Below are 21,222 nucleotides of genomic sequence, written 5' to 3'. Positions count from 1 at the left end.
TGGATGCGAGGGAAGGGCTGTGAGCTTGTAGCAGGGATAGTTCGGCTTTTGTTTGCGTATTTGCAGCAGTGACGCTTTGGTTGAGTTTGGGGTTACGCCATAAAAAAGCGCTGGCATCTGTTTTCACAAATAGCCAGCGCAACAGTGGAAGTGGTACAGCGTTAAACGGTTAAGCGATAAAACAAACGGGTGATTAAGCAACTGAGTTAGTGAGCAGCAGTCCTTCATCGACGCGTTTGTAGTTAAGCCAAGCTTTGTGATACAGCTTATGGGACTCTTGGCGCAGCTTAGCGATCTGTGCCGTTTCAAACTCACTTAATGCACGTTGCTGTTTTATCGCATTTGCTTCAATTTGTTGAACCTGTTCGTAAACCTTGTGTTCTGGGCCGCTTTTAATGTCGGCAATATCCTTAAGGTGTAATTGAACTTCGGCAATCATGCCGCTTTCGGGCAAACGTACCAGTAAGTTAAGGTCGCGATAACCTGAGGCTTTAGGCTCGGCGAAACGGTTTTTCTGTTTTACGACCTGAGCTTGCTCGCTTAATGCGTAATAGCTTTGCATCAGCTCAGAGATGCTGTTACTGACAATGCTGGCGCGGGCAAGGTCGGTGATCTGGCTTGCATCCCCCTTAAATTTGCTGGCGACCTTCTCGGCGGCGCGTTGATAGCTTTTTACGTCGGGCAAAATCACCTGCGCCTGTGTATCCGCAGTGACTCGTTGCAATAAGTTACCTAGCTCATTTTGGGCAATAGGGGCATTTGAATACAGTTTATCTAAACAGCTTAAAGATTGGCGTGGTGTGTCGAAGGTTTGGGTATTTAGTGCATATAGCCCTTGCAGATCATGGCTTTGAGCTTGCCTTGCACTATAGCTGCTACGTTCGGCTCTGCTGTCATTGATATCTAGAGGATTGGCTACACCGGTGCGGGTCGATAATAAGAGTAGAAAGATAAAAAAGGTACGAAACAACTTATTCATAACGGCCTACTTCCTTATGGGAGTGATACACATCACAGGGATACCATAGGCTGACGTTGCTTAATTAAAGCTGAATCAATGATGAAGACTTGTTCATGTTTGGCTTAGGTTCACATTTTTCGCACCTAAAAAAATGGCACCGCTATTGTGAGCGGCGCCATTGCGCTTTCATGATTATGTCGCGTTAACTACAATCTTGAATTAATTTGGCATTACCAAATTTTTACGCGTTTCTCTGGCGCGATATACATTGCATCACCTGGTTTCACATCATAGGTGGTGTAAAACTCTGGCATGTTAGACAGTGCACCCAGTGCGCGGAATTCCGCTGGTGAGTGTGGATCTGTCGCTACGCGGTTACGCAGGGCTTCTTCTTTGGCTTTTGCACGCCAAATTTGGGTGAAGCCGATGAAGAAACGTTGGTCGCCAGTCAGACCATCGATAACTGGGGCTTCTTTACCATTGAGTGACTTTTTGTACGCGCGGTAAGCAATAGTCACGCCTGATAAGTCACCGATGTTTTCACCTAAGGTCAGGCTGCCGTTCACGTGCAGATCGTCAAACACATAGTAACCATCGTATTGTGCAATCAGCGCCTTACCACGGGCAGAGAATTCTTCTAAGTCTTTCGCTGTCCACCAGTCACGCATATTACCATCGCCATCGAACTTAGCACCTTGGTCGTCGAAACCATGGCCCATTTCGTGACCAATTACTGCACCGATACCACCGTAGTTGACAGCGTCATCCGCTTCCATGTTGAAGAATGGTGGTTGCAGAATGGCAGCTGGGAACACGATTTCGTTCATGGTTGGGTTGTAGTAGGCGTTAACCGTTTGTGGGGTCATGTGCCACTCGTCTTTATCGATTGGCGCGCCTAACTTAGCCAGTGACTTAGCGTGCTCAACTTCGCTTGCGCGAACCGCGTTACCAATCAAATCATCGGCTTTGATGGTCAGTTTGCTGTAATCTTCCCACTTGTTTGGATAACCAATTTTCGGGTTGAATTTCGCTAATTTTTCGGCAGCAGCTTGCTTAGTGGTATCGCTCATCCAAGTCAGATCTTTGATGCTGTCGCCGTAGGCACCGCGCAGGTTTTCAACCAGTGCTTGCATACGCTCTTTAGCTTCTGGAGCGAAGTGACGCTTCACGTACACTTTACCCACCACTTCACCTAATACACCGTTGACTGCCGCAACACCACGCTTCCAACGTGGTTCTTGTTCTTCTTGACCGTTAAGGATTTTAGAGAAGAAGGCAAAGTTTTCGTTGTCGAAGTCTTCGCTCAAGTTGCTCGCCGCGTGGGTCAGCACTTGCCATTGCATGTAGGTTTTCCAAGTTGCTAGATCGGTCGTTTTGAGGACTTCGTTCAGGCCTTGGATATAGCTTGGTTGGTTAACGATAATATCGGTTTGTTTGTCAGCACCTAATGCCGCTAAGTAGCCTGTCCAGTCGATATCTGGCGCTAAGCTTGGCAGATCTTTAACTTGATAAAGGTTATAGGATTTAGTGCTATCGCGGGTTTCAACCACATCCCAATGTTTAGCGGCAATGGCGGTTTCAAGTGCGAGGATAGATTCTGCACTGGCTTTTGGATTGGCAAGGCCAGCTAGCGTGAACATTTTTTCGATATGAGCAAGGTAAGCTTTACGAATATTAACGAAACGCTCTGACTCGTGAAAGTAGTAGTCTTTTTCTGGCAGGCTTAGGCCGTATTGATACAGGTGAGTCGCGTAACGGCTAGAGTTTTTCGCATCGATATCGATGTAGAACGCCATTGGTGTACCTGCGCCCATGATCTGGCTATGGGCGAAGTATTTAACCAGTTCGTTTTTATCTTTTAAGGCGTTGATGGCATCAAACTCGCCTTTGAGTGGTGTTACACCTAGTTTGTTTAATGTGGCAGTGTCCATAAATGAACGATAAAGATCGGCCACTTTTTGCTCGTCAGTGCCTTCGGCTAGGTTTGGCGTAGCTGCGACTTCTTCGATAATCGCTTTGACATCGTCACGGGATTTTTCACGCAGATCGTAGAAGGCTCCAATGCTAGTGCGATCGGCTGGAATTTCAGATTTTTTTAGCCAAGTACCGTTAACATATTTATAGAAATCGTCCTGTGGACGTACTGATTTATCAAAGTTGTCAAATTCGATACCAGAACCCAATGCTTTAGTGACAGCGGCAGCTGTGGCGGTTTTAGCGGTTTCGGGCGCGCTAACTTGTGCTGGTTTGTCATTACAGGCAGTAAGGCCCGCGATAAGTGAGGCACACAGTCCCCCAATGAGTACTTTTCTCATGTCGTTTCCTTCGAGTTTGTTATTGTGCCCATATCTGGGGCTATTTGGGTTCTAAATGGGATTGCTTCAGGCGCAATGCAACGTATGTTAATGCTTTAGTGGGAATCGAAACAAGGTGATTACACTTTTAAAGATGGATTTATTATCTGGCAGTTGTAACTAAAAATTACCATAACTTAAATTGACCTAAAAAGCAGCAAACATACCGTATGCAAGCATTACCGAGTTAGTAGGTACTTATTTTATTTACGCCGACGTACTGAAGTCGTTTTAGTTTAGGCTTTGTCCTTTTATTGATTGGGCTCATAATACGTCAGTTTTCATTTATTGAAGTTGAGTCATCAAGTGCGTTTAGACAAATTTATCTGTGAAAGTACCTCACTTACACGTTCCCTAGCTAAAAAAGCCTTACACCGTGGTGAGATTACCTGTGACGGCGTTGTAGTCAAAGACTCTGGCTTTAAAGTGCTTGAGGGGATGCAAGTATGCCTCGACGGCGAGCCTATTTCTCTCGTTGGCGAACGTTATCTTATGCTCAATAAGCCCGTTGATACGATTTGCTCGACCATAGATGAAGCCTATCCATCGGTATTGAGTTTGCTGGATATCGAAAAGCCTGAAACATTACACATTGCTGGCCGTTTAGATGCCGATACCACAGGTTTAGTGCTGATCACTAGCGATGGTCAATGGTCGCATCGGATCACCTCGCCGAAAAAAGACTGTGGCAAGCGTTACTTAGTGACGTTAGCAGAGCCTGTGGATGAGAGTCTGATTGGCGTCTTTGCCGCTGGAGTGGAGCTTAGAAACGAGGACGGCCTGACAAAACCCGCGGTGCTTGAAATCATTGAGCCACAGTTGGTGCGTTTAACCATTACCGAGGGTAAGTATCATCAAGTAAAGCGGATGTTTGCCGCAGTGGGCAACCATGTGGTTGGCTTGCATCGTGAAAGTATTGGCAAAATTGAATTAGATTCCGAACTTGCCCTAGGCGAATGGCGCTATCTGACGAGCGAAGAAATCGCCTCGATTTAACACCATTTGGCTAAAAAAATGCCGCTCCTGATGAGCGGCATTTTTATTGCTATTTTTATCGCTAATTCGTGTTTTCTGATAAGGCTATTGTTTTTTCAGGATCAGATTACCGCTAATTGTATCCATCTTCACACTGGCGCTACCAGCACCCGTTTGGAAACTTAAGGATTCATTCGGTACGTATTTTTGTCTTTGTGGCACATCTTGGCTCAAGCCGTTTTTGATTTTGCCGCCTGGGCCGCCATTGAGCTCGAAGCTGGCATCGGGCACATCGGCAAAGCTTAAAGTCATATCGCCACTGACACTTTCAAGATTAACTTTATTAAAGACTTTGGCTAGCGACACTTGGGTGTCGCCGCTAACGGTACGTACATTAACTTCTTTAGCGGTTTTAAAGTCGCCATTAATTTCGCCTGAAACCTGCTCGACGTTGACTTTGTCGGCTAAGGTTTGGCTGCTGAGATCGCCACTGACTAAGCGGTATTTAATTTCGCCTTTGCTTTCAGAATCTTTAATCTCGCCAGAAACTGTATCTAACATCACTTTACCTGTTAATCCTTTGGTGGTGATATCGCCTGAGACAGTGTGTAGCGTCGGATTACCCCCCAAATTATCGGCGCTGATATTGCCACTAACGGTATTGAGTTCAAGCTCGCCTTGAGTCTGGCTGATTTGTAGATTAGCTGAAATCGTATCGGCATTGAGCTTAACGGTTTTAGGTACTTTAATGGTGAGCTTTGAGCCATTGTTGTCACTGCCGTTATAGTGGCGTGGCATTTTATCTTCGATATTCAGATTGTTACCTTTCTGCTCAAAGACAAAACCTTCGCTTAGCTCATCCAAAGTGCCGGTCACGCTGACTTCATTTTTATCCCAGCTTTGAATTTGCACGTCGCCCCGTTGGATTTTTATTTGCAGCAGAGTATCGCTGCTAATGGGTAACTGTTTATCCACACTTTCAGCGGCGAACACGCTGCCCATAAGACCAAGGTAAAGTGTTGACACTAATAGACTGGTTTTCGTGAGGGTAAAATGGCTCATATGCTATTTCCTTGTGTTGAGTTTTGAATCGGAAGTTTTTGGCCTTGTTGTAGCAAATCGAGTTCACGTTGTTGCACCCAAAGCCAGAGTTGCCAAAGTTGTTTGTCGGTTGGATTAGCCTGTAATGCTTGATAAATCTGTTCGCCGGCACGACGTAATTCCGCTAAGCCTTGCTCTAATGGCGCGCTAAAGCGGCTCGTTTGCCAAGCGACTACCGTTGGGGTCTGTGCGAGGCTCGTCACCTGGGCTTGATGTGTCTGGGCTATTTGGCTTAGCAGAGCTTGCAGCACTTGCTCATCATCCGCAGCTTGGCTGGCGATTTGTTCTGGGAGCGACGTTTTTACCGGAGCTTGAGTGTAGAACCCGAAGAACACCGCCAGCACTATAGTTGCGGCAATCGCCCATTGCGCACCTTGTAGTCGCGGCGCTTGGCGACTCGCTGGTTGCGACGCCAATGGCTTATCCATACGTTTTTCGATGCCTTGCCAAAGATCCCGTTCGGGCGTTAGTGTTTTGGGGGTATCATCAATCAACTGCTGGAGCTTGGCCTCGCGAGCATTATTAGATAAGGACATTACAGCATCTCCTGTAGTAATTGCTTGGCTCTGTGGTACTGGGTCTTACTGGTTCCCACGGCAATACCAAGTAATTGTGCAATTTCTTCATGTTGATAGCCTTCAATCGCGCAGAGTACAAACACGATACGCGCCCGTTCTGGCAGTTTGAGGATCAACTTGTCTAACCCTTGATAATGTTCATCGGCGCTTGAATGTTCATCGTCACTCTCCATTGGGATAAAACGTGCCCAAAACGACTTTTGCTTACGGATAAAGCTCAGTGCCTGATTTACACAAATACTGTGTAACCAAGTTGAGAACTGACTCTCTCCCCTAAATTGCGGCAATTTCTGCCACACCAAAATAAAGCACTCTTGGGTGATTTCTTCTGCCTGCGAGGCTTGGCCAGATAATCGCAGTGATAGGGCATATATCCTTGGATGATGGTGTAAATACAGCTGCTTAAATGCGGCTCTATTACCTTGGCTAGCCAAGGTGATGAGGTCAAATTCTGACATTGCATTGTTGAGTGGGAGTCTCCCTGCCGTCACAGCCTTTTCCTGTCATCTGAGTGAATGTTTATAGATTGGACGCTCTGAAAAGCACAAAAGGTTTGTATCCGATAAAAATAAATTTTTTATCAGTTCATTTAGCATCACTTGTTCGAGTTTTATAGTAAAATTAGCGGCAAAAATTTAGAGTTAAGTTTATGAACTTACAGGTTTTATACCAGTTGGTATTCTGAATGATAACTCTATGAAAGTAAAATCACAGATTATACTTTCATAGTTGCCACTATACTTGGCTGTCAATGTAAATCGAAAAATGGAGAAAGTTCCGAAGCGGATAAAACAATAAATGAAAGATGAACTTTTTATGTCAAGGCTATATTTACTGTAAAAGACGTGACTCCCAACTATCTTTTTAAGAGATGTTATTTATTAGGGGCTTTTTATGTTAATCCGCTCGAAATTGTTACTCAGTGCTGCTGTATCCGTTACGGCCGTGATAGCCATGTTTGGATTGCAGCTTTATACAAATTCAGTTGAGTCGGAACTCTCCCACGCGGCGCAAAACGTGCTCGAACTTGAGCGTGACGTGTTGTTACTGCGTAAAAATGAAAAGGACTTTTTTGGCCGTAAAGATATTCAATATGTTGAAAAACATAAACAAGTTCATGCCTCAATTGATGACATGATTCCTAAGCTTGAAAAAATCTTTAAAAAATACGATGTACCTATTACTTCCCTCGAAAGTTTTGACCGCAATTTAAATCAATATCAACAGGCCTTTAATGAGGTTGTTCAACTGCAACAAGAAATTGGCTTAACACTCAAAACAGGTCTCTATGGCACCTTAAGAACTGCGGTGCACAATGTGGAATCCATGCTGAAGGAATACGATCAACTTTCTTTGCAAGTTGCCATGTTGCAGCTTAGACGCAATGAAAAAGATTTTATGTTGCGCCGTGAAATGAGCTATGTCGAGACCTTCGATGCCAATATTGCTTTGTTTAATAGCAGCTTAAGGGCATCAAGTTTAGATATTGATGCGCAAAATAAAATTGTTGCATTGATCGAACAATATCAAAAAGACTTTAAAAGCCTCGTTAGTAAAGAGCAGCAACTGGGTTTAGATGAAAAACAGGGCACGATGGCACAGTTAATCGCCGCGAATAAATTAACAGAATCTAGCGCCGATGAACTGCATAACCTTGCATTGAAAGCAATTGATGAGACTGATAATAGCAGCAGGAATATTGGAATCGCTGTCTTTCTGATAATTGCATTAATCCTCGGCATAATTACTTACCTAATAATCCGTAGCATTATTAACCCCGTTGAGCGCATTACACAGGTTATTTCACGCATCGAAGTGAGTAAAAACTTAACCCTAAGATGCGATGTATCAACGCAAGATGAGTTAGGCAAAATTGCACAGCATTTCAATAGCATGGTGGGCAGTTTCCAGCAGCTTATCGAGCAGGTTATTGAGTCTGCCTCTACTATCAAAACCTCAAGTAAGAGTGTCTCAGAGAATGCCATGCTTGCCTCTGAAGGTGTTGCGCAGCAACTTAACGAAACTGATATGGTGGCTACCGCGATTACCGAAATGGGCGCCACCATTGATGAAATCGCTAAAACGACCGAGCTTGCGGCACTCAAAGCGGGTAAAACCCATGATAACGCTCAGTTGGGGCAAACTGAGGTAGAGCAGACGATTCTTAAAATTAGACAGTTATCTGAGCAAATTAATACGAGTGCTTCAGTGGTGGACGAGCTTGAGCGCGATAGCGAAACCATTGGCAGTGTGCTTGATGTGATCCGCGGCATTGCTGAGCAAACCAACTTACTCGCACTCAATGCGGCGATTGAAGCGGCGCGTGCTGGAGAGCAGGGGCGTGGATTTGCTGTTGTGGCTGATGAGGTGCGTAGTCTAGCGATGCGAACCCAGACATCGACACAGGAGATTGCTAATATTATTCAAACCTTGCAAAGCCGAACCCGTTCTATTGTGCAATTAATGGATGCGAGCCAAAAACAAGGTGCAGAGAGTGCTGAGCAGGCCGCAGCAGCGGGGGAATTACTAAAGCTTATCAATAATGACGTTCGAAACATTATGGATATGAGTACGCAGATTGCTGCTGCAATTGAAGAGCAAAGTATGGTGGCTGCTGAAGTGAATAAGAATGTTGTGGTGATCCGCGATATTGCGGAGCAATCTTCCCATGCCGCCGATGCTAATGCTTCGGCATCGGACGAGTTAAGAACCCGAGCCGAGTATTTGGTGAGTGCTGTGAGCCATTTTAAGATCTAAACGATTATGCTAGAGGCGCACCTTGGGGAGCGTTTCTATAGCATTTTGAGGCGCAGTTTGTGGATGGATAAGGCAGAAGTCGATTCAATCCTAAAATGTAAACTAAGACCAAAGCTAAAACGCGCAAACAAAAAACGCACCTTGAGGTGCGTTTTTTTATGCAAGTGCCGTAAGATTAGTGGCTGAACATTGCAGAGATAGACTCTTCGTTGCTTACACGGCGAATGGCTTCCGCCAATACCGCCGACATCGTCAGTTGAGTCACTTTCGCCACTTTCAGCATTTCAGGGCTTAAAGGTACGGTATCTGTGACGATCACTTCATCGATCACTGAGTTGGTGATATTTTCAGCCGCTTTGCCAGAGAACACTGGGTGAGTTGCGTAAGCAAATACGCGGTTTGCACCATGTTCTTTCAAGGCTTCAGCCGCTTTACACAGAGTGCCGCCTGTGTCGATCATATCGTCAACGATAATGCAGTCACGGCCTTGAACATCGCCGATAATGTGCATGACTTGTGCAACGTTTGCCTGTGGACGACGTTTATCGATAATGGCCAAATCAGAATCGTCTAACAGTTTTGCCACTGCGCGAGCACGAACCACGCCACCGATGTCAGGAGAGACAACCACAGGGTTATCTAACTTCTTCGCAACCATGTCTTCTAATAGCACTGGGCTACCAAATACGTTATCAACAGGAACGTCGAAGAAGCCTTGGATCTGCTCAGCGTGTAAATCACAGGTTAAAACGCGGTCAACACCGACGCTAGACAGGAAGTCAGCAACCACTTTTGCCGTAATAGGTACACGTGCGCTGCGGACGCGACGGTCTTGACGAGCATAACCAAAGTAAGGAATAACAGCAGTGATACGACCAGCAGATGCACGGCGTAGCGCATCAACCATCACGATCAGTTCCATGAGGTTATCGTTAGTCGGCGCGCAGGTGGATTGGATGATAAACACATCGGCACCACGTACATTTTCGTTGATTTGGACACTGATTTCACCATCGCTGAAACGACCAACCACTGCGTCTCCGAGTTTACAAAATAGACGATCGGCTATCTTCTTAGCGAGACTGGGGGTGGCATTCCCAGCAAAGAGCTTGATGTCGGGCACTGTATGAACCTCAGGCGTTTGCTTTATATTTTAGTGGCTAGAGCAACGACGATGCGGGGACGGGAGCGGACCCGTGGGCGATCGTGAAAAAAGTTGCTCTAGAAGAAAGTAGTTTATGGACGATTGAGTCGCACTATGAGCGGCGAAATATTCATCCCTTTTGCAACAAATCCTTGCATATCAGACGGTAATTTCGCCAAGGCTGCGAGAGCTTGCTGCTGCGACGAAAACTCCCCAAACACGCATGCGCCCGTTCCGGTCATTCTCGACGGCGCATATTCTAGCAGCCAGCCTAAGGCCTTGGCAACTTGAGGGTATTTAGATACGACCAGTTCTTGGCAATCATTTCTCCAAGATTGGCTCAGTAAAGTGTCAATGCCAAGCTTAGGCGTATTACGCGGCAGCTGCGGATCTTGGAATACCGCTGCGGTAGAAACATGAGCGTCAGGGGCAATGATTAAATACCATAATTCAGCGGGATTAACCGTCTGTAAACACTCTCCAACTCCCTCGGCAAATGCAGCGAAACCATGAATAAAAACAGGGATATCGGCACCGAGTTTTAATCCAATTGCCGCTAATTCATCATGAGACAATTGGGTATTCCATAACTGATTCAAGGCGACAAGTGTGGTGGCTGCATCCGAGGAGCCACCGCCTAAACCGCCGCCCATGGGCAGACGTTTATCGAGCCAGATTTCAGCACCGCCACGATAACCTGTAGATTGTTGCAGTGATTTTGCGGCTCGCAGAATTAAGTTATCGCTATCCGCGACAACGTTTGACATGTCCGAGTGCAAAATCAGTTCAGGTGTGTCAGTCACTCGAAAGTCGAGTTGATCGCAACAGTCAACAAATTGAAATAGGGTTTGCAACTCATGGTAACCGTCACTGCGGCGTCCGTTGATATGCAAAAACAGATTGAGTTTGGCGGGAGCTGGCCAATTGCGTGAAATCTCTTGGGACATGCTAAGGTTTTTCTCCGAGCAGTATTGAGGGTTTACCTAAGGCTTGCCATTGATTGAGCTGAAGCTTGAGCTGTAAATCACCGCGTTCGAGCGTTAATTGGTAAGGCACCTTAGCGCCACTTTGGGATTGCCAGCTTAAAAATGTGACTAACCAAGGCGGTGGCGTTTGCACATTTTGCAGTTGCTTAGTTTGGCCTGTACTATCAACGGCGATAACGCGATCTAAACTGCCAACTTGCCCTGTGATCCACAGGGGCAAATCGTTAATCGGGATGGACCAGCCACTGACGCGTTCAAGTAAGGCTTGGGCGTTATTATCACGAAAATCTTTGCCATCAATATGTAGGTGAGCCGAGTGAGGCGTCGCCTCCAAAGTCAATACTGTAGTACCTAACATCGTCGTGAGTGTGAGCTCGTCGCGTTCCTCGCTGTGGCGCCAATAGAGATTGGCACTGAGCTTATCTTCAGGTGTGCGGATAGCGAGTTTACCCTGTAGCTCCCACGCTTTAGCTTGGGCTGCATTATCGACCGTAATAGGGCTGAGATCGGTCATAGGCGGCAGTGTTTCACAGCCGCCTAAAAACAATAGTCCGCTCAAGGCGATACAAGAGAAAATGGATTTTGTGAAGCGCTTCAAATTATTCATCTATAACTGATATACCAAAGTCCTTATGATACGAGGGCTTGGAAAGAATACCAATGCCATTTGTAAAAATTTCCATTGGCAGTCACTTGGGATAACTTCAGTCGTGCTAATCGGTAATTGTCTATCATTGATAGAAAATTTAGGTAAGAAGTTAGACCTTTATTCGGTTTTGTTAAGCGTATTCTGTTTTTAGTTGGGCCAATTCAGTAGAATGCCCTTATTAAGATAGACGCCAAGAATCTAGAAAAGAGTCAGATGAGCCTTGTAGCAATCGGTATTAACCATAAAACAGCCACGGTAGACCTGCGTGAGAAAGTCGCCTTCTCTCCAGACACAATTCATGATGCCATGAAGAGTCTGGCCAGTCGTACGCGCTCCGGTGAAGCCGTTATCGTCTCGACCTGTAATCGCACTGAGTTGTATTGTAACAATGGCGATGAGGCCGATATCATTGAATGGCTTGAAGAATTTCATGGCCTAGAGCATAAAGATGTCGCGCCCTGCCTCTACAATTATCACGGACAAGAGGCTGTGAGGCATTTGATGCGCGTTGCTTCGGGTCTTGACTCGTTGATCCTGGGTGAGCCGCAGATTCTTGGTCAAGTTAAACAAGCCTTTGTCAAAGCCAAAGAAGCCGGCACTGTCGCCTTAACTATTGACCGCTTGTTCCAAAATACTTTCTCTGTTGCTAAAAAAGTGCGTACCGAAACCGAAATCGGTGCCGCTGCTGTATCGGTCGCTTTTGCGGCCGTGAGCATGGCAAAGCATATCTTCTCTTCGCTGTCGACCACTAAGGTACTGTTAATCGGTGCGGGTGAAACGATAGAGCTAGTAGCTAAGCATCTTAAAGATAACGGTGTTGCCTCAATGGTGGTGGCAAACCGTACTTTAGAGCGCGCTCAAAGCATGTGTGAAGAGTTCAATGCTACGGCTATTACGCTGGCACAGATACCAGATTTTCTCCCTAAAGCCGATATCGTGATATCCTCTACCGCCAGCCCGCTACCAATCCTTGGTAAAGGCATGGTAGAAAAAGCGCTAAAGCAGCGTCGCCATCAACCTATGTTATTGGTTGATATAGCAGTTCCCCGGGATATTGAGCCGGAAGTCGCCGATTTGGACGATGCGTTTCTGTATACAGTGGACGACCTGCATAGCATTATTGAACAGAATAAGGCTTCCCGTAAGGAGGCCGCCGAGCAAGCTGAATTAATTACTGAAGAACAATCTCACCTCTTTATGGAGTGGGTGCGTTCTTTAGAGTCGGTCGATAGTATTCGCGAGTATCGCAGCCAGAGCATGGCGATAAAGGATGAGTTAGTGGAACGCGCCCTGAATAAATTAGCGCAGGGGGGCGACACTGAGCAGGTATTGATTGAACTAGCCAATCGCCTGACCAATAGACTCATTCACGCACCCACCCAAGCCCTCACGGTGGCGAGCCGTCAGGGGGATTTGAATACATTAGGTCAGTTAAGAACAGCGCTCGGATTAGATAAAAACTAAGGTTAGCGAGTTAAATGAAGGAATCCGTTATCCGCAAGCTGGAAGGCTTGCTCGAGCGCAACGAAGAAGTCTTAGCTTTGCTTGGTGATGCGTCTGTCATTGCCGATCAGGATCGTTTTCGTGCGTTATCCAAAGAATATTCTCAGTTAGAAGAAGTAGTTGCAGGCTTTAAAGCCTACCAGCAGGCACAGGCGGATCTCGAGTCTGCTAAGGAAATGCTGGAAGAAGATGACGCTGAAATGCGTGAAATGGCGCAGGAAGAAATCAAGGCTGCTAAAGCTGAACTTGAACGTCTCGAAGCCGAACTGCAAATTCTGTTACTACCAAAAGATCCTAACGACGACACTAACGCCTTTATCGAAATTCGTGCCGGTGCGGGTGGCGACGAAGCGGCGATCTTCGCGGGCGACTTATTCCGTATGTATAGCCGTTATGCTGAAGCCAACCGTTGGCAGCTCGAGATCATGAGCTCGAACGAAGGCGAGCATGGCGGTTTTAAAGAAATCATCGTTAAAGTCAGTGGTGAAGGCGCCTACGGTAAACTCAAATTTGAATCCGGTGGTCACCGCGTTCAACGTGTACCTGAAACCGAGTCCCAAGGCCGAGTTCACACTTCCGCAGTAACTGTGGTAGTAATGCATGAAGTGCCTGAAGCTGAGGCGATTTCCATCAATCCTGCCGATCTTAAGGTTGATACCTTCCGCTCATCGGGCGCCGGTGGTCAGCACGTTAACAAAACCGATTCTGCCATTCGTATTACCCATATTCCAACTGGGATTGTGGTGGAATGTCAGGATCAACGCTCGCAACATAAAAACCGCGCACAAGCAATGAGCGTGTTAGCGGCGCGTATCCAAGCCGTAGAAGATGAAAAACGCCGCAGCGCTGAAGAGTCAACTCGTCGTAGTCTGGTCGCCAGTGGTGACCGTTCTGAGCGGATTCGTACCTATAACTTCCCGCAGGGCCGCGTGAGTGAACACCGTATTAACTTAACCCTATATCGCTTAAACGAAGTGATGGAGGGTGACTTGGATGCGATTTTAGGACCGCTGATGCAAGAACATCAGGCAGATTTATTAGCCGCACTCGCTGACGAGCAGGGGTAATTTTGGCTGATCAATCCTGTATCGCCGAGGCCCTGCAATGGGCCTATGTACAGCTAGCTTCAACCTCTGAATCCGCCCATTTGGATGCAGAGGTTTTATTATTGTATTGCCTCAATAAGAATCGTGCTTATCTGTACACTTGGCCTGAAAAAGCCTTGAGCGTAGAACAGTGGAAACGCTTCCAGCAAATGGTGCAACGGCGTCAGCAAGGCGTACCTGTGGCTCACATTGTTGGCGAGCGTGAGTTTTGGTCACTGCCCTTTATTGTGAATGACACGACCTTGATCCCTCGTCCTGATACTGAGATCCTCGTCGAATCCGCCCTCAACCTACCCCTTGAAAGCCATGCAAAAGTGCTCGATCTGGGAACGGGAACCGGCGCGATTGCACTGGCTTTGGCTTCTGAACGCGCCGAGTGGCAAATTACCGCGGTGGATAAAGTGGAAGATGCGGTCGCGCTGGCAAAGGCGAATCGCACTAATCTGAAACTTGAACAGGTTGAGATACTACAAAGCGATTGGTTTAGCGCTATCACTTCCCGTGACTTTGATTTAATTGTTTCCAATCCGCCCTATATCGATGAGGCCGACGAGCATTTACACCAAGGTGATGTGCGTTTTGAGCCACAAAGTGCGCTTACTGCCGCCGATGAAGGGTTTGCTGATCTTTACTACATTGCAAAAACTGCTCGAGATTATTTAAAGCCCAATGGTTATATATTGCTTGAGCATGGTTTTGAACAAGCAGTTAAACTCAGGGCAAAACTCACTGAGCTAGGTTACCAAAATGTCGCTACCGTGCGGGATTTTGGCAGCAACGATAGATGCACTATGGGTAAGTGGATGGGATTGATTGGAATTTAATATTTGCTCCAATCTAGCTGAGTGCCCAAAAACGCCATTGATTACCCGTCAATGGCGTTGTTGTCTATGTATCTGCTGAGATTATTAGTCTTTATAAGATCATGACAAGACGTCTTAAAATCACATTTTATCTTTAAGAAGCTACAGCTCCTTGACCATAAAGAATTTACTGCCGGTTTCGGGATAGGCTTGCTGTACCCACTGCACACGATATCCGTGGCGCTCATAGAAAGGTTTTGCTTGAAAATCTAAGGTATCGAGCAGAACAAATTGGCAGCCGCGTTGTTTGGCTTTGCTTTCAGCCTCGAGTAATAAGCGTGAGCCGATGTTTTGCTGGCGTAATGCTTCATCCACCCACAGATAGTCGATTAAGAACCAATTGCCGAAGGTCTTGCCGCTTAAGCCCGCAAGTAAGGTGTCTTGCTCATCCTGCAACTTTACGCCTAGGTTTTGGCGTTGCAGCGTTTGCCAGTGCTGCTGATTAAATTCGACGATTTTTTGCTTTACCGTGTCGGCAAACTCGGTGGACTCATCGTCAATTATCATTAAATTCATCATGGTTTCCTGCAAAGTGCGCGACGGGGCCCGTCTGTGAATCTCGAGTGTTAGGCATTGGTCTGGCGTTATGATTAGGGTAAACTAGCGCCTTTGTCACTGGCCATAAGTATCACAATGGAAACTTTTTACAGTCTTTATCCTGCTGTTAAGCACCTGCACTTAACCTTAATTGCCGTGAGTGTGCTGTTTTTTGTCGTTCGTTTTGTGTTGCATTTACGTCAGTCAGCACTGATGGGCAAGAAGGTCTTTAAAGTCGCTCCCCATGTGATTGACACTTTCTTGCTACTTTCTGGTTTAACTTTGTGCTTTATGATCAAGCAATATCCCTTTGTGGATCCTTGGTTGACCGAAAAGATTGGCGCTGTCGTTGCTTATATTGCCTTGGGTGTAATTGCAATAAAAGCCAACAGAAACAAACTTTTCAAAGTATTCGCCTTTCTCGGCGCTATAGGTTGGTTGGTCTACGCGGCTAAATTGGCGCATTTTAAACAAGCGGTATTATTGGGTTAATGGGTAAATACACTCTGCAAGATGGCATTGCTTTGCCCGAGTCGGCATTGGATGTAGGTGCTCACCTTGGCTTTTCAAACCTCGAAGCGGCGAAATGGGCTTGGTTTGAATTGGCTGGAGCCGTATTAAGTCATTATCTGGTAGATCAACAGCAACGCTTAAAGGCTTTGTTTCGTTGGTTTTATCAGGATTTAGGGTTCTGTGTTCGCGACAACTACTTCAGCACCGAAGCGGCGGACTTAGGCACTTGTCTTATCACTAAACAGGGTAATAGCACCACGCTGGCAACGGTATTGATGCTACTGGCCAAGCAGCTCGATTTAGAGCTCGAGGCCCTGCTATTACCGGGTAATACCGTGCTTCGCAGTAACGTTGGTGGCGTTGTTCGTTATCACGATCCGCTGACGGGCAAAGAGCTGACGAAACACCAGCTGCATGTGTTAGTGCGCGGTGAGTTGGGTAATGCGGCTGAACTTAAGCCAAGTTATTTAAAAGCTGCGTCAATAAAGAAGCTGATTTCGCGCATGCTGCATGAGCTTAAGGCGGGTTGTATTGTCTCCCATCAATTTGAGGCGGCGATGGAGTGTTGTAACTTGTTGCTTCAGTGGCATCCCGATGATGTGCATTTGAACCGTGAGCGCGCTTTTATTGCGCAGCAACTTGGATGCATTAATGTTGCTGCGGCCGATCTACAACATTTTGTCGATAACAGCCCACACGATCCTGTTATCGAAATCGTTAAGATGCAGCTCAAAGAACTCAGTGAACACGCTGAAATCTATCATTAAATCTTAAAGGAGAGCCTTACAGGCTCTTCTTGTTTTTCTAAAACAATAACTAACCGGGCGAATGGGAAGTTTGCCCACTAACTGCAAACGGCAGTTTTTAGCATAAATACAATAACAACTGTACCAAACAGGGAGAACACACATGGCAAGTACGGCATTAGTTACCAATGACGCGGTAGCGCTGGGGATTTTAGCGACGATTCTGGGATTTGTGTTTTATACCAGTACGAGCAGTCATCCATTTTGGCAAAAGTTTTACCGTTTCATCCCAGCGTTATTACTCTGCTATTTCTTGCCTTCATTGCTAAACACCTTTGGGGTGATTGATGGCCATACATCACAGCTTTATCCTGTAGCTTCTCGCTATTTATTACCCGCCTGTTTGGTGTTGTTGATTTTAAGTGTGGATTTAAAAGCCATCTTAGGACTTGGGCCCAAGGCTGTGATCATGTTTTTAACGGGAACCATTGGTATTGTCATCGGCGGCCCGATTGCTTTACTCCTGGTGTCATTGATCGAGCCATCGCTGATTGGTGTTGATGGCCCTGATGCTGTGTGGCGCGGTATGACGACCCTTGCGGGTAGCTGGATTGGCGGCGGTGCTAACCAAGCGGCGATGAAAGAAATTTATGAAGTCGGTGGCAATATCTTCTCCGTGATGGTGACAGTTGATGTAATTGTGGCCAATATTTGGATGGCGGTATTATTGTTTATGGCGTCAAAGGCCAAGGAAATCGATGCTAAAACTGGTGCGGATACGACGGCGATTGAAACTTTAAAGAACAAAGTTGAACAGTATCACGCTGAAAATGCGCGCATTCCAAGCCTACGTGATCTTATGCTAATCGTGGCAGTTGGTTTTGGTATTACGGGCGTAGCCCATATTGCTGCCGATTTCCTCGGCCCGTATTTTGAGGCCAATTATCCTTGGACCGAGGACTACAGTTTTACCTCGAAGTTCTTCTGGTTAGTGGTGATTGTGACCACCATAGGTTTAGCAATGTCTTTTAGTCCTTTGCGCCATTTGGAGGCAGCGGGGGCATCTAAGGTTGCATCGGCTTTCCTGTATATTCTAGTGGCGACCATTGGTTTGCATATGGATGTAAGCAAAGTCCTTGATACACCATTATATTTTTTAGTGGGTATTATTTGGATGATTGTACACGCTAGCTTTATGTTATTGATTGCTAAGCTAATTAAAGCGCCATTATTTTATATGGCGGTAGGTAGTCAGGCTAACGTGGGCGGCGCGGCATCAGCGCCCGTTGTGGCTGCTGCGTTTCACCCTGCATTAGCTCCCGTCGGGGTGCTGTTGGCCGTATTTGGTTATGTGTTAGGAACGTATATGGCTTGGATTTGTGGCCAAATTTTACAGCTAGTTGCGGTATAGTCGCTCTAGTGCCAATATTCAGTTTTCCGCTGGACAGAGTCTAGTATTTGAGAGAGATGTTGCGATGAGTAATAAAATCATAAAGTTAGGTTCAATCGAAATTGCAAACGATAAACCTTTTGTGCTATTCGGTGGCATGAATGTGCTTGAGTCTCGCGATCTCGCGATGTCGATTGCTGAAACCTATGCCGAAGTGACTCAAAAACTGGGGATCCCCTATGTTTTCAAGGCATCGTTCGATAAGGCTAATCGCTCTTCTGTCAACTCTTACCGTGGTCCAGGCATGGAAGAAGGCTTAAAGATTTTTGAAGAAATCAAAAAGACCTTCAATCTACCACTCATTACCGATGTGCATGAGCCTTACCAATGTGCGCCTGTAGCTGAAGTGGTTGATATTATTCAATTACCAGCTTTCTTAGCGCGCCAAACAGACCTTGTTGTCGCGATGGCGAAAACGGGCGCTATCATCAACGTGAAAAAGCCGCAGTTTTTAGCCCCCCACGAAATGCGCCATATCATCACTAAGTTTAATGAAGCGGGTAATGATGAAATTATCCTGTGTGAACGTGGTTCATGCTTCGGTTACAACAACCTAGTAGTAGATATGCTGGGTATGGACGAGATGAAGCAATCGGGTTATCCGGTGATTTTCGACGCCACCCACGCATTGCAACGCCCAGGTGGCCGTGCTGATTCAGCGGGAGGCCGTCGTGCTCAGGCGACTGAATTAGCCCGTAGTGGCATGGCATTAGGCTTAGCAGGTCTGTTTATCGAAGCTCACCCAGATCCAGATAACGCTAAGTGTGATGGTCCATGTGCGTTACCTTTGCACCAGTTAGAAAATTATCTGAAGCAGATGAAAGCGATGGATGATTTAGTCAAATCCTTCGAGCCAATTGATACCAGCAAGTAAAAAAAGAGAGGTTAAATTAACCTCTCAAAAATAGCTGGGGAGCTTTTGAAGTCAGGCAATAAATTGATTGCCAATAATCATGATGAATAAAGCTTGCGATGAGATGTGACGAGAGGCGATTCCCACGCCTCTCTGAACTAGTACATCTGAGCTTGAGTTACTTAGTTTCTAACGCATGTTTTGCCGCATTAGTGCCTGCAATTTTTCCAAAAATCACAGTGTCTGCAACGGCATTGCCACCTAAGCGATTATACCCATGTACACCACCTGTGACTTCGCCAGCAGCAAACAAGCCGACTAATGGTTTACTTTGAATATCGAGCACTTCAGCTTTGGTATCAATGGCGACACCACCCATAGTATGGTGGATACCAGGAGCCACTTTTACGGCATAAAAAGGCGCCTTTTCTAGTGGCAATGGCATTTGTTCGCGAGCAAACTCTTCATCTTTACCTTGTTTAAAATAACGATTGTAGTTTGAAACCGTTTTTTCTAATGAGCTTTCTTTCATGCCTGTAATTTTAGCAAGTTCAGAAACTGTATTTGCTTTTTCAAGCATATCTAAATGGTCATATCCCTGAACCATTTTAGCTTTTTTATAAAGCTCATTATCAAAGACTAACCAAGCATATTGTTCAGGCTGTTTAAGAATGGCATCGGATGCTTTATCGCGAGTCGTTAATTCACTGACAAAACGATTACCATCTTTATTAACCATAATTGCACCTACCCCTCGAACAGTTTCGGAGATTAAAATGCGGCTATCTTTTCCCACAGTTGGATGAGCTTGTACCCAATCAATATCGGTCATACTCGCTCCGATTGCTTTGGCAAGCTCAATACCATCACCAGTGGAAGTAATGTTATTAGAACTAGTCATCCCTTTAAACGTTGGACGATAAAATGCGACCATTTCCTTATTAAAACCATATCCACCGGTTGCTAGAACAACTGATTTAGCAGCAATCATATAGTGGCCAGAATGTTTTCCATGGACGACTACGCCGACAATTTTTTGGTCTTCATCAATCACAAGTTTGACAACTTTAGAATTAAGCCGAGTATCGACCCCTTCTTTTACTGAAGCTTTTCTCAATACATCAATGATATGTGGACCAACGCTTAAACCTCCTGTGGGTCTATGGGTGCGGTCAACTCTTGCGCCACCTGAGCGTTTTAAGTCATCCATGTTTGCACCTAAAGATTCTAACCATTTAATACCATCAGCAGATTGCTCAGCTAATATTTGCACTAACTTTGGATCATTGGCATAGCGACCACCTTTCATTGTGTCTTCAACAAACCATTCAATTTTATCATCCACTTTATGTTCTTTTTGCTGAGCAGTTCCTACTGCATTGTAACCGCCAGCTGCAAGCATAGAGTTACCACCACTAAATGGGCCTTTTTCGAGTAATACTACTTGCGCTCCTGCTTTTTTCGCTGCGATAGCAGCATTAAACCCTGCGCTTCCCGCTCCGACAACAATGACATCCGTCGTTTCTTTTGGACCAGCTGCAATCGCCTTGCTGATTGCATCATTGTCCCAACCTTTATCCCATGGTTCTTTAGATTGTGCACTATTAAAAGGCATCTCAAGCCCTTTAAATGAGTGGCACTCATTACAGTATAATTTGGGTTTTTCATGACCTTTATGGCAGCTTGTACAGTTAATATCACCTAAATGTGATGCGTGAGGATCTAGCTTTAGTTTAGGATTAGCCAAAGCACTGTATTCACCATGACATGATTTACATTGCTGATTTTCATAAGTTTCACTGTCAGATACTTTGCCAGGTTGAGTGTGGCAGCTCTTGCATCCTCCCATTTCTTTATGAAAAGAGGCCAGATCATTTTTGTCATTTGCAGCCCAAGATGCTGTAGAAAAGATGGAGCACAAGACAAAACTTAAAAGTGTTAACTTCATATAATTCTCCAATTATAGTTTTATTGAGGTAATCATCACTTATGATATTTTTTTATTAATTGCTAAATGGTGATGTTGCGCAATAAATTATTGTGGTTAAATAAAATTGAAATTGTTTTAAATAATTTTTAATTAATCATTTTTATATTAGAGGTGTGATTAAAGTTCAAACGGAATCTTTAACATAGAATTAGCATA

The 21,222-nt window shown here is 45.5% G+C and carries 19 protein-coding genes; 9 read left to right on the top strand and 10 right to left on the bottom strand.

Annotation, left to right across the window (positions count from 1 at the left end):
* Nucleotides 1-193 precede the first annotated feature (193 nt).
* Nucleotides 194-979, bottom strand: a complete 786-nt coding sequence (locus MMG82_RS14320) for a RelA/SpoT domain-containing protein (protein WP_037422229.1) — start codon at nucleotides 977-979, stop codon at nucleotides 194-196.
* 212 nt (nucleotides 980-1,191) lie between these two features.
* On the bottom strand, nucleotides 1,192-3,276 hold the full coding sequence (locus MMG82_RS14315) for a M13-type metalloendopeptidase (RefSeq protein WP_241406999.1): 2,085 nt from the start codon (nucleotides 3,274-3,276) through the stop codon (nucleotides 1,192-1,194).
* 345 nt (nucleotides 3,277-3,621) lie between these two features.
* On the opposite strand from MMG82_RS14315, the gene rsuA reads away from it, so the two are divergent.
* Nucleotides 3,622-4,311, top strand: coding sequence for a 16S rRNA pseudouridine(516) synthase RsuA (rsuA, locus tag MMG82_RS14310; protein WP_047539426.1), 690 nt, complete (start codon nucleotides 3,622-3,624; stop codon nucleotides 4,309-4,311).
* A gap of 84 nt (nucleotides 4,312-4,395) precedes the next feature.
* Here rsuA and MMG82_RS14305 read toward each other — a convergent pair whose 3' ends face one another.
* From MMG82_RS14305 to MMG82_RS14295, 3 genes are read right to left on the bottom strand one after another with little or no spacing between them, the layout of a single operon-like run.
* On the bottom strand, nucleotides 4,396-5,352 hold the full coding sequence (locus MMG82_RS14305; protein WP_047539429.1) for a DUF4097 family beta strand repeat-containing protein: 957 nt from the start codon (nucleotides 5,350-5,352) through the stop codon (nucleotides 4,396-4,398).
* Nucleotides 5,349-5,927 carry an anti-sigma factor gene (locus MMG82_RS14300; protein WP_037422236.1) on the bottom strand — a complete coding sequence of 193 codons (579 nt, stop codon included), beginning with the start codon at nucleotides 5,925-5,927 and terminating at the stop codon, nucleotides 5,349-5,351. Before MMG82_RS14300 ends, MMG82_RS14305 begins: the two co-directional genes overlap by 4 nt.
* Nucleotides 5,927-6,460, bottom strand: coding sequence for an RNA polymerase sigma factor (locus MMG82_RS14295; RefSeq protein ID WP_037422238.1), 534 nt, complete (start codon nucleotides 6,458-6,460; stop codon nucleotides 5,927-5,929). Before MMG82_RS14295 ends, MMG82_RS14300 begins: the two co-directional genes overlap by 1 nt.
* Nucleotides 6,461-6,863: 403 nt before the next feature.
* Between MMG82_RS14295 and MMG82_RS14290 the strand changes: the two genes are divergently transcribed.
* On the top strand, nucleotides 6,864-8,726 hold the full coding sequence (locus tag MMG82_RS14290) for a methyl-accepting chemotaxis protein (RefSeq protein ID WP_047539432.1): 1,863 nt from the start codon (nucleotides 6,864-6,866) through the stop codon (nucleotides 8,724-8,726).
* A 175-nt stretch (nucleotides 8,727-8,901) separates the two neighbouring features.
* Here the strand turns inward: MMG82_RS14290 and MMG82_RS14285 are convergent, their stop codons facing one another.
* From MMG82_RS14285 to lolB, 3 genes are all read right to left on the bottom strand, one after another.
* Complete coding sequence (locus tag MMG82_RS14285) at nucleotides 8,902-9,849, bottom strand: ribose-phosphate pyrophosphokinase (protein ID WP_037422243.1); 948 nt, start codon at nucleotides 9,847-9,849, stop codon at nucleotides 8,902-8,904.
* A 113-nt stretch (nucleotides 9,850-9,962) separates the two neighbouring features.
* On the bottom strand, nucleotides 9,963-10,817 hold the full coding sequence (gene ispE, locus MMG82_RS14280) for a 4-(cytidine 5'-diphospho)-2-C-methyl-D-erythritol kinase (protein WP_047539434.1): 855 nt from the start codon (nucleotides 10,815-10,817) through the stop codon (nucleotides 9,963-9,965).
* A gap of 1 nt (nucleotide 10,818) precedes the next feature.
* Complete coding sequence (lolB, locus tag MMG82_RS14275; protein WP_037422250.1) at nucleotides 10,819-11,463, bottom strand: lipoprotein insertase outer membrane protein LolB; 645 nt, start codon at nucleotides 11,461-11,463, stop codon at nucleotides 10,819-10,821.
* Between the two features lie 255 nt (nucleotides 11,464-11,718).
* On the opposite strand from lolB, the gene hemA reads away from it, so the two are divergent.
* From hemA to prmC, 3 genes are read left to right on the top strand one after another with little or no spacing between them, the layout of a single operon-like run.
* Complete coding sequence (gene hemA / locus MMG82_RS14270) at nucleotides 11,719-12,969, top strand: glutamyl-tRNA reductase (protein ID WP_037422253.1); 1,251 nt, start codon at nucleotides 11,719-11,721, stop codon at nucleotides 12,967-12,969.
* Between the two features lie 14 nt (nucleotides 12,970-12,983).
* Nucleotides 12,984-14,075, top strand: a complete 1,092-nt coding sequence (gene prfA / locus MMG82_RS14265) for a peptide chain release factor 1 (RefSeq protein ID WP_037422256.1) — start codon at nucleotides 12,984-12,986, stop codon at nucleotides 14,073-14,075.
* Between the two features lie 2 nt (nucleotides 14,076-14,077).
* Nucleotides 14,078-14,938 (top strand): peptide chain release factor N(5)-glutamine methyltransferase, encoded by an 861-nt coding sequence (gene prmC, locus MMG82_RS14260; RefSeq protein ID WP_037427846.1) that lies wholly within the window; start codon nucleotides 14,078-14,080, stop codon nucleotides 14,936-14,938.
* A gap of 141 nt (nucleotides 14,939-15,079) precedes the next feature.
* Here prmC and MMG82_RS14255 read toward each other — a convergent pair whose 3' ends face one another.
* Nucleotides 15,080-15,493: a GNAT family N-acetyltransferase gene (locus MMG82_RS14255; RefSeq protein ID WP_047539436.1), complete on the bottom strand. Its 414-nt coding sequence runs from the start codon at nucleotides 15,491-15,493 to the stop codon at nucleotides 15,080-15,082.
* A 117-nt stretch (nucleotides 15,494-15,610) separates the two neighbouring features.
* On the opposite strand from MMG82_RS14255, the gene MMG82_RS14250 reads away from it, so the two are divergent.
* The 4 genes from MMG82_RS14250 to kdsA all read left to right on the top strand — a co-directional run bounded on the left by MMG82_RS14250 (nucleotide 15,611) and on the right by kdsA (nucleotide 19,097).
* Nucleotides 15,611-16,006, top strand: coding sequence for a SirB2 family protein (locus tag MMG82_RS14250; RefSeq protein ID WP_037422264.1), 396 nt, complete (start codon nucleotides 15,611-15,613; stop codon nucleotides 16,004-16,006).
* Nucleotides 16,006-16,794: a tetratricopeptide repeat protein gene (locus MMG82_RS14245; RefSeq protein WP_047539438.1), complete on the top strand. Its 789-nt coding sequence runs from the start codon at nucleotides 16,006-16,008 to the stop codon at nucleotides 16,792-16,794. Before MMG82_RS14250 ends, MMG82_RS14245 begins: the two co-directional genes overlap by 1 nt.
* Nucleotides 16,795-16,936: 142 nt before the next feature.
* The gene (locus MMG82_RS14240; RefSeq protein WP_037422269.1) at nucleotides 16,937-18,184 is read left to right on the top strand and encodes a DUF819 family protein; all 1,248 of its coding nucleotides are present in this window, start codon (nucleotides 16,937-16,939) and stop codon (nucleotides 18,182-18,184) included.
* Nucleotides 18,185-18,248: 64 nt separating this feature from the next.
* Nucleotides 18,249-19,097: a 3-deoxy-8-phosphooctulonate synthase gene (gene kdsA / locus MMG82_RS14235; RefSeq protein WP_037422272.1), complete on the top strand. Its 849-nt coding sequence runs from the start codon at nucleotides 18,249-18,251 to the stop codon at nucleotides 19,095-19,097.
* 157 nt (nucleotides 19,098-19,254) lie between these two features.
* On the opposite strand, the gene MMG82_RS14230 is transcribed toward kdsA, so the two are convergent.
* On the bottom strand, nucleotides 19,255-21,024 hold the full coding sequence (locus tag MMG82_RS14230; protein WP_047539441.1) for a flavocytochrome c: 1,770 nt from the start codon (nucleotides 21,022-21,024) through the stop codon (nucleotides 19,255-19,257).
* Nucleotides 21,025-21,222: the final 198 nt, after the last annotated feature.

It is taken from the genome of Shewanella sp. MM_2022_3, from assembly GCF_022557375.1.
Taxonomy (GTDB): domain Bacteria; phylum Pseudomonadota; class Gammaproteobacteria; order Enterobacterales; family Shewanellaceae; genus Shewanella; species Shewanella xiamenensis.
Note: the sequence above shows the minus strand (reverse complement) of the source record. Positions and strands in the feature narration are given on the sequence as shown.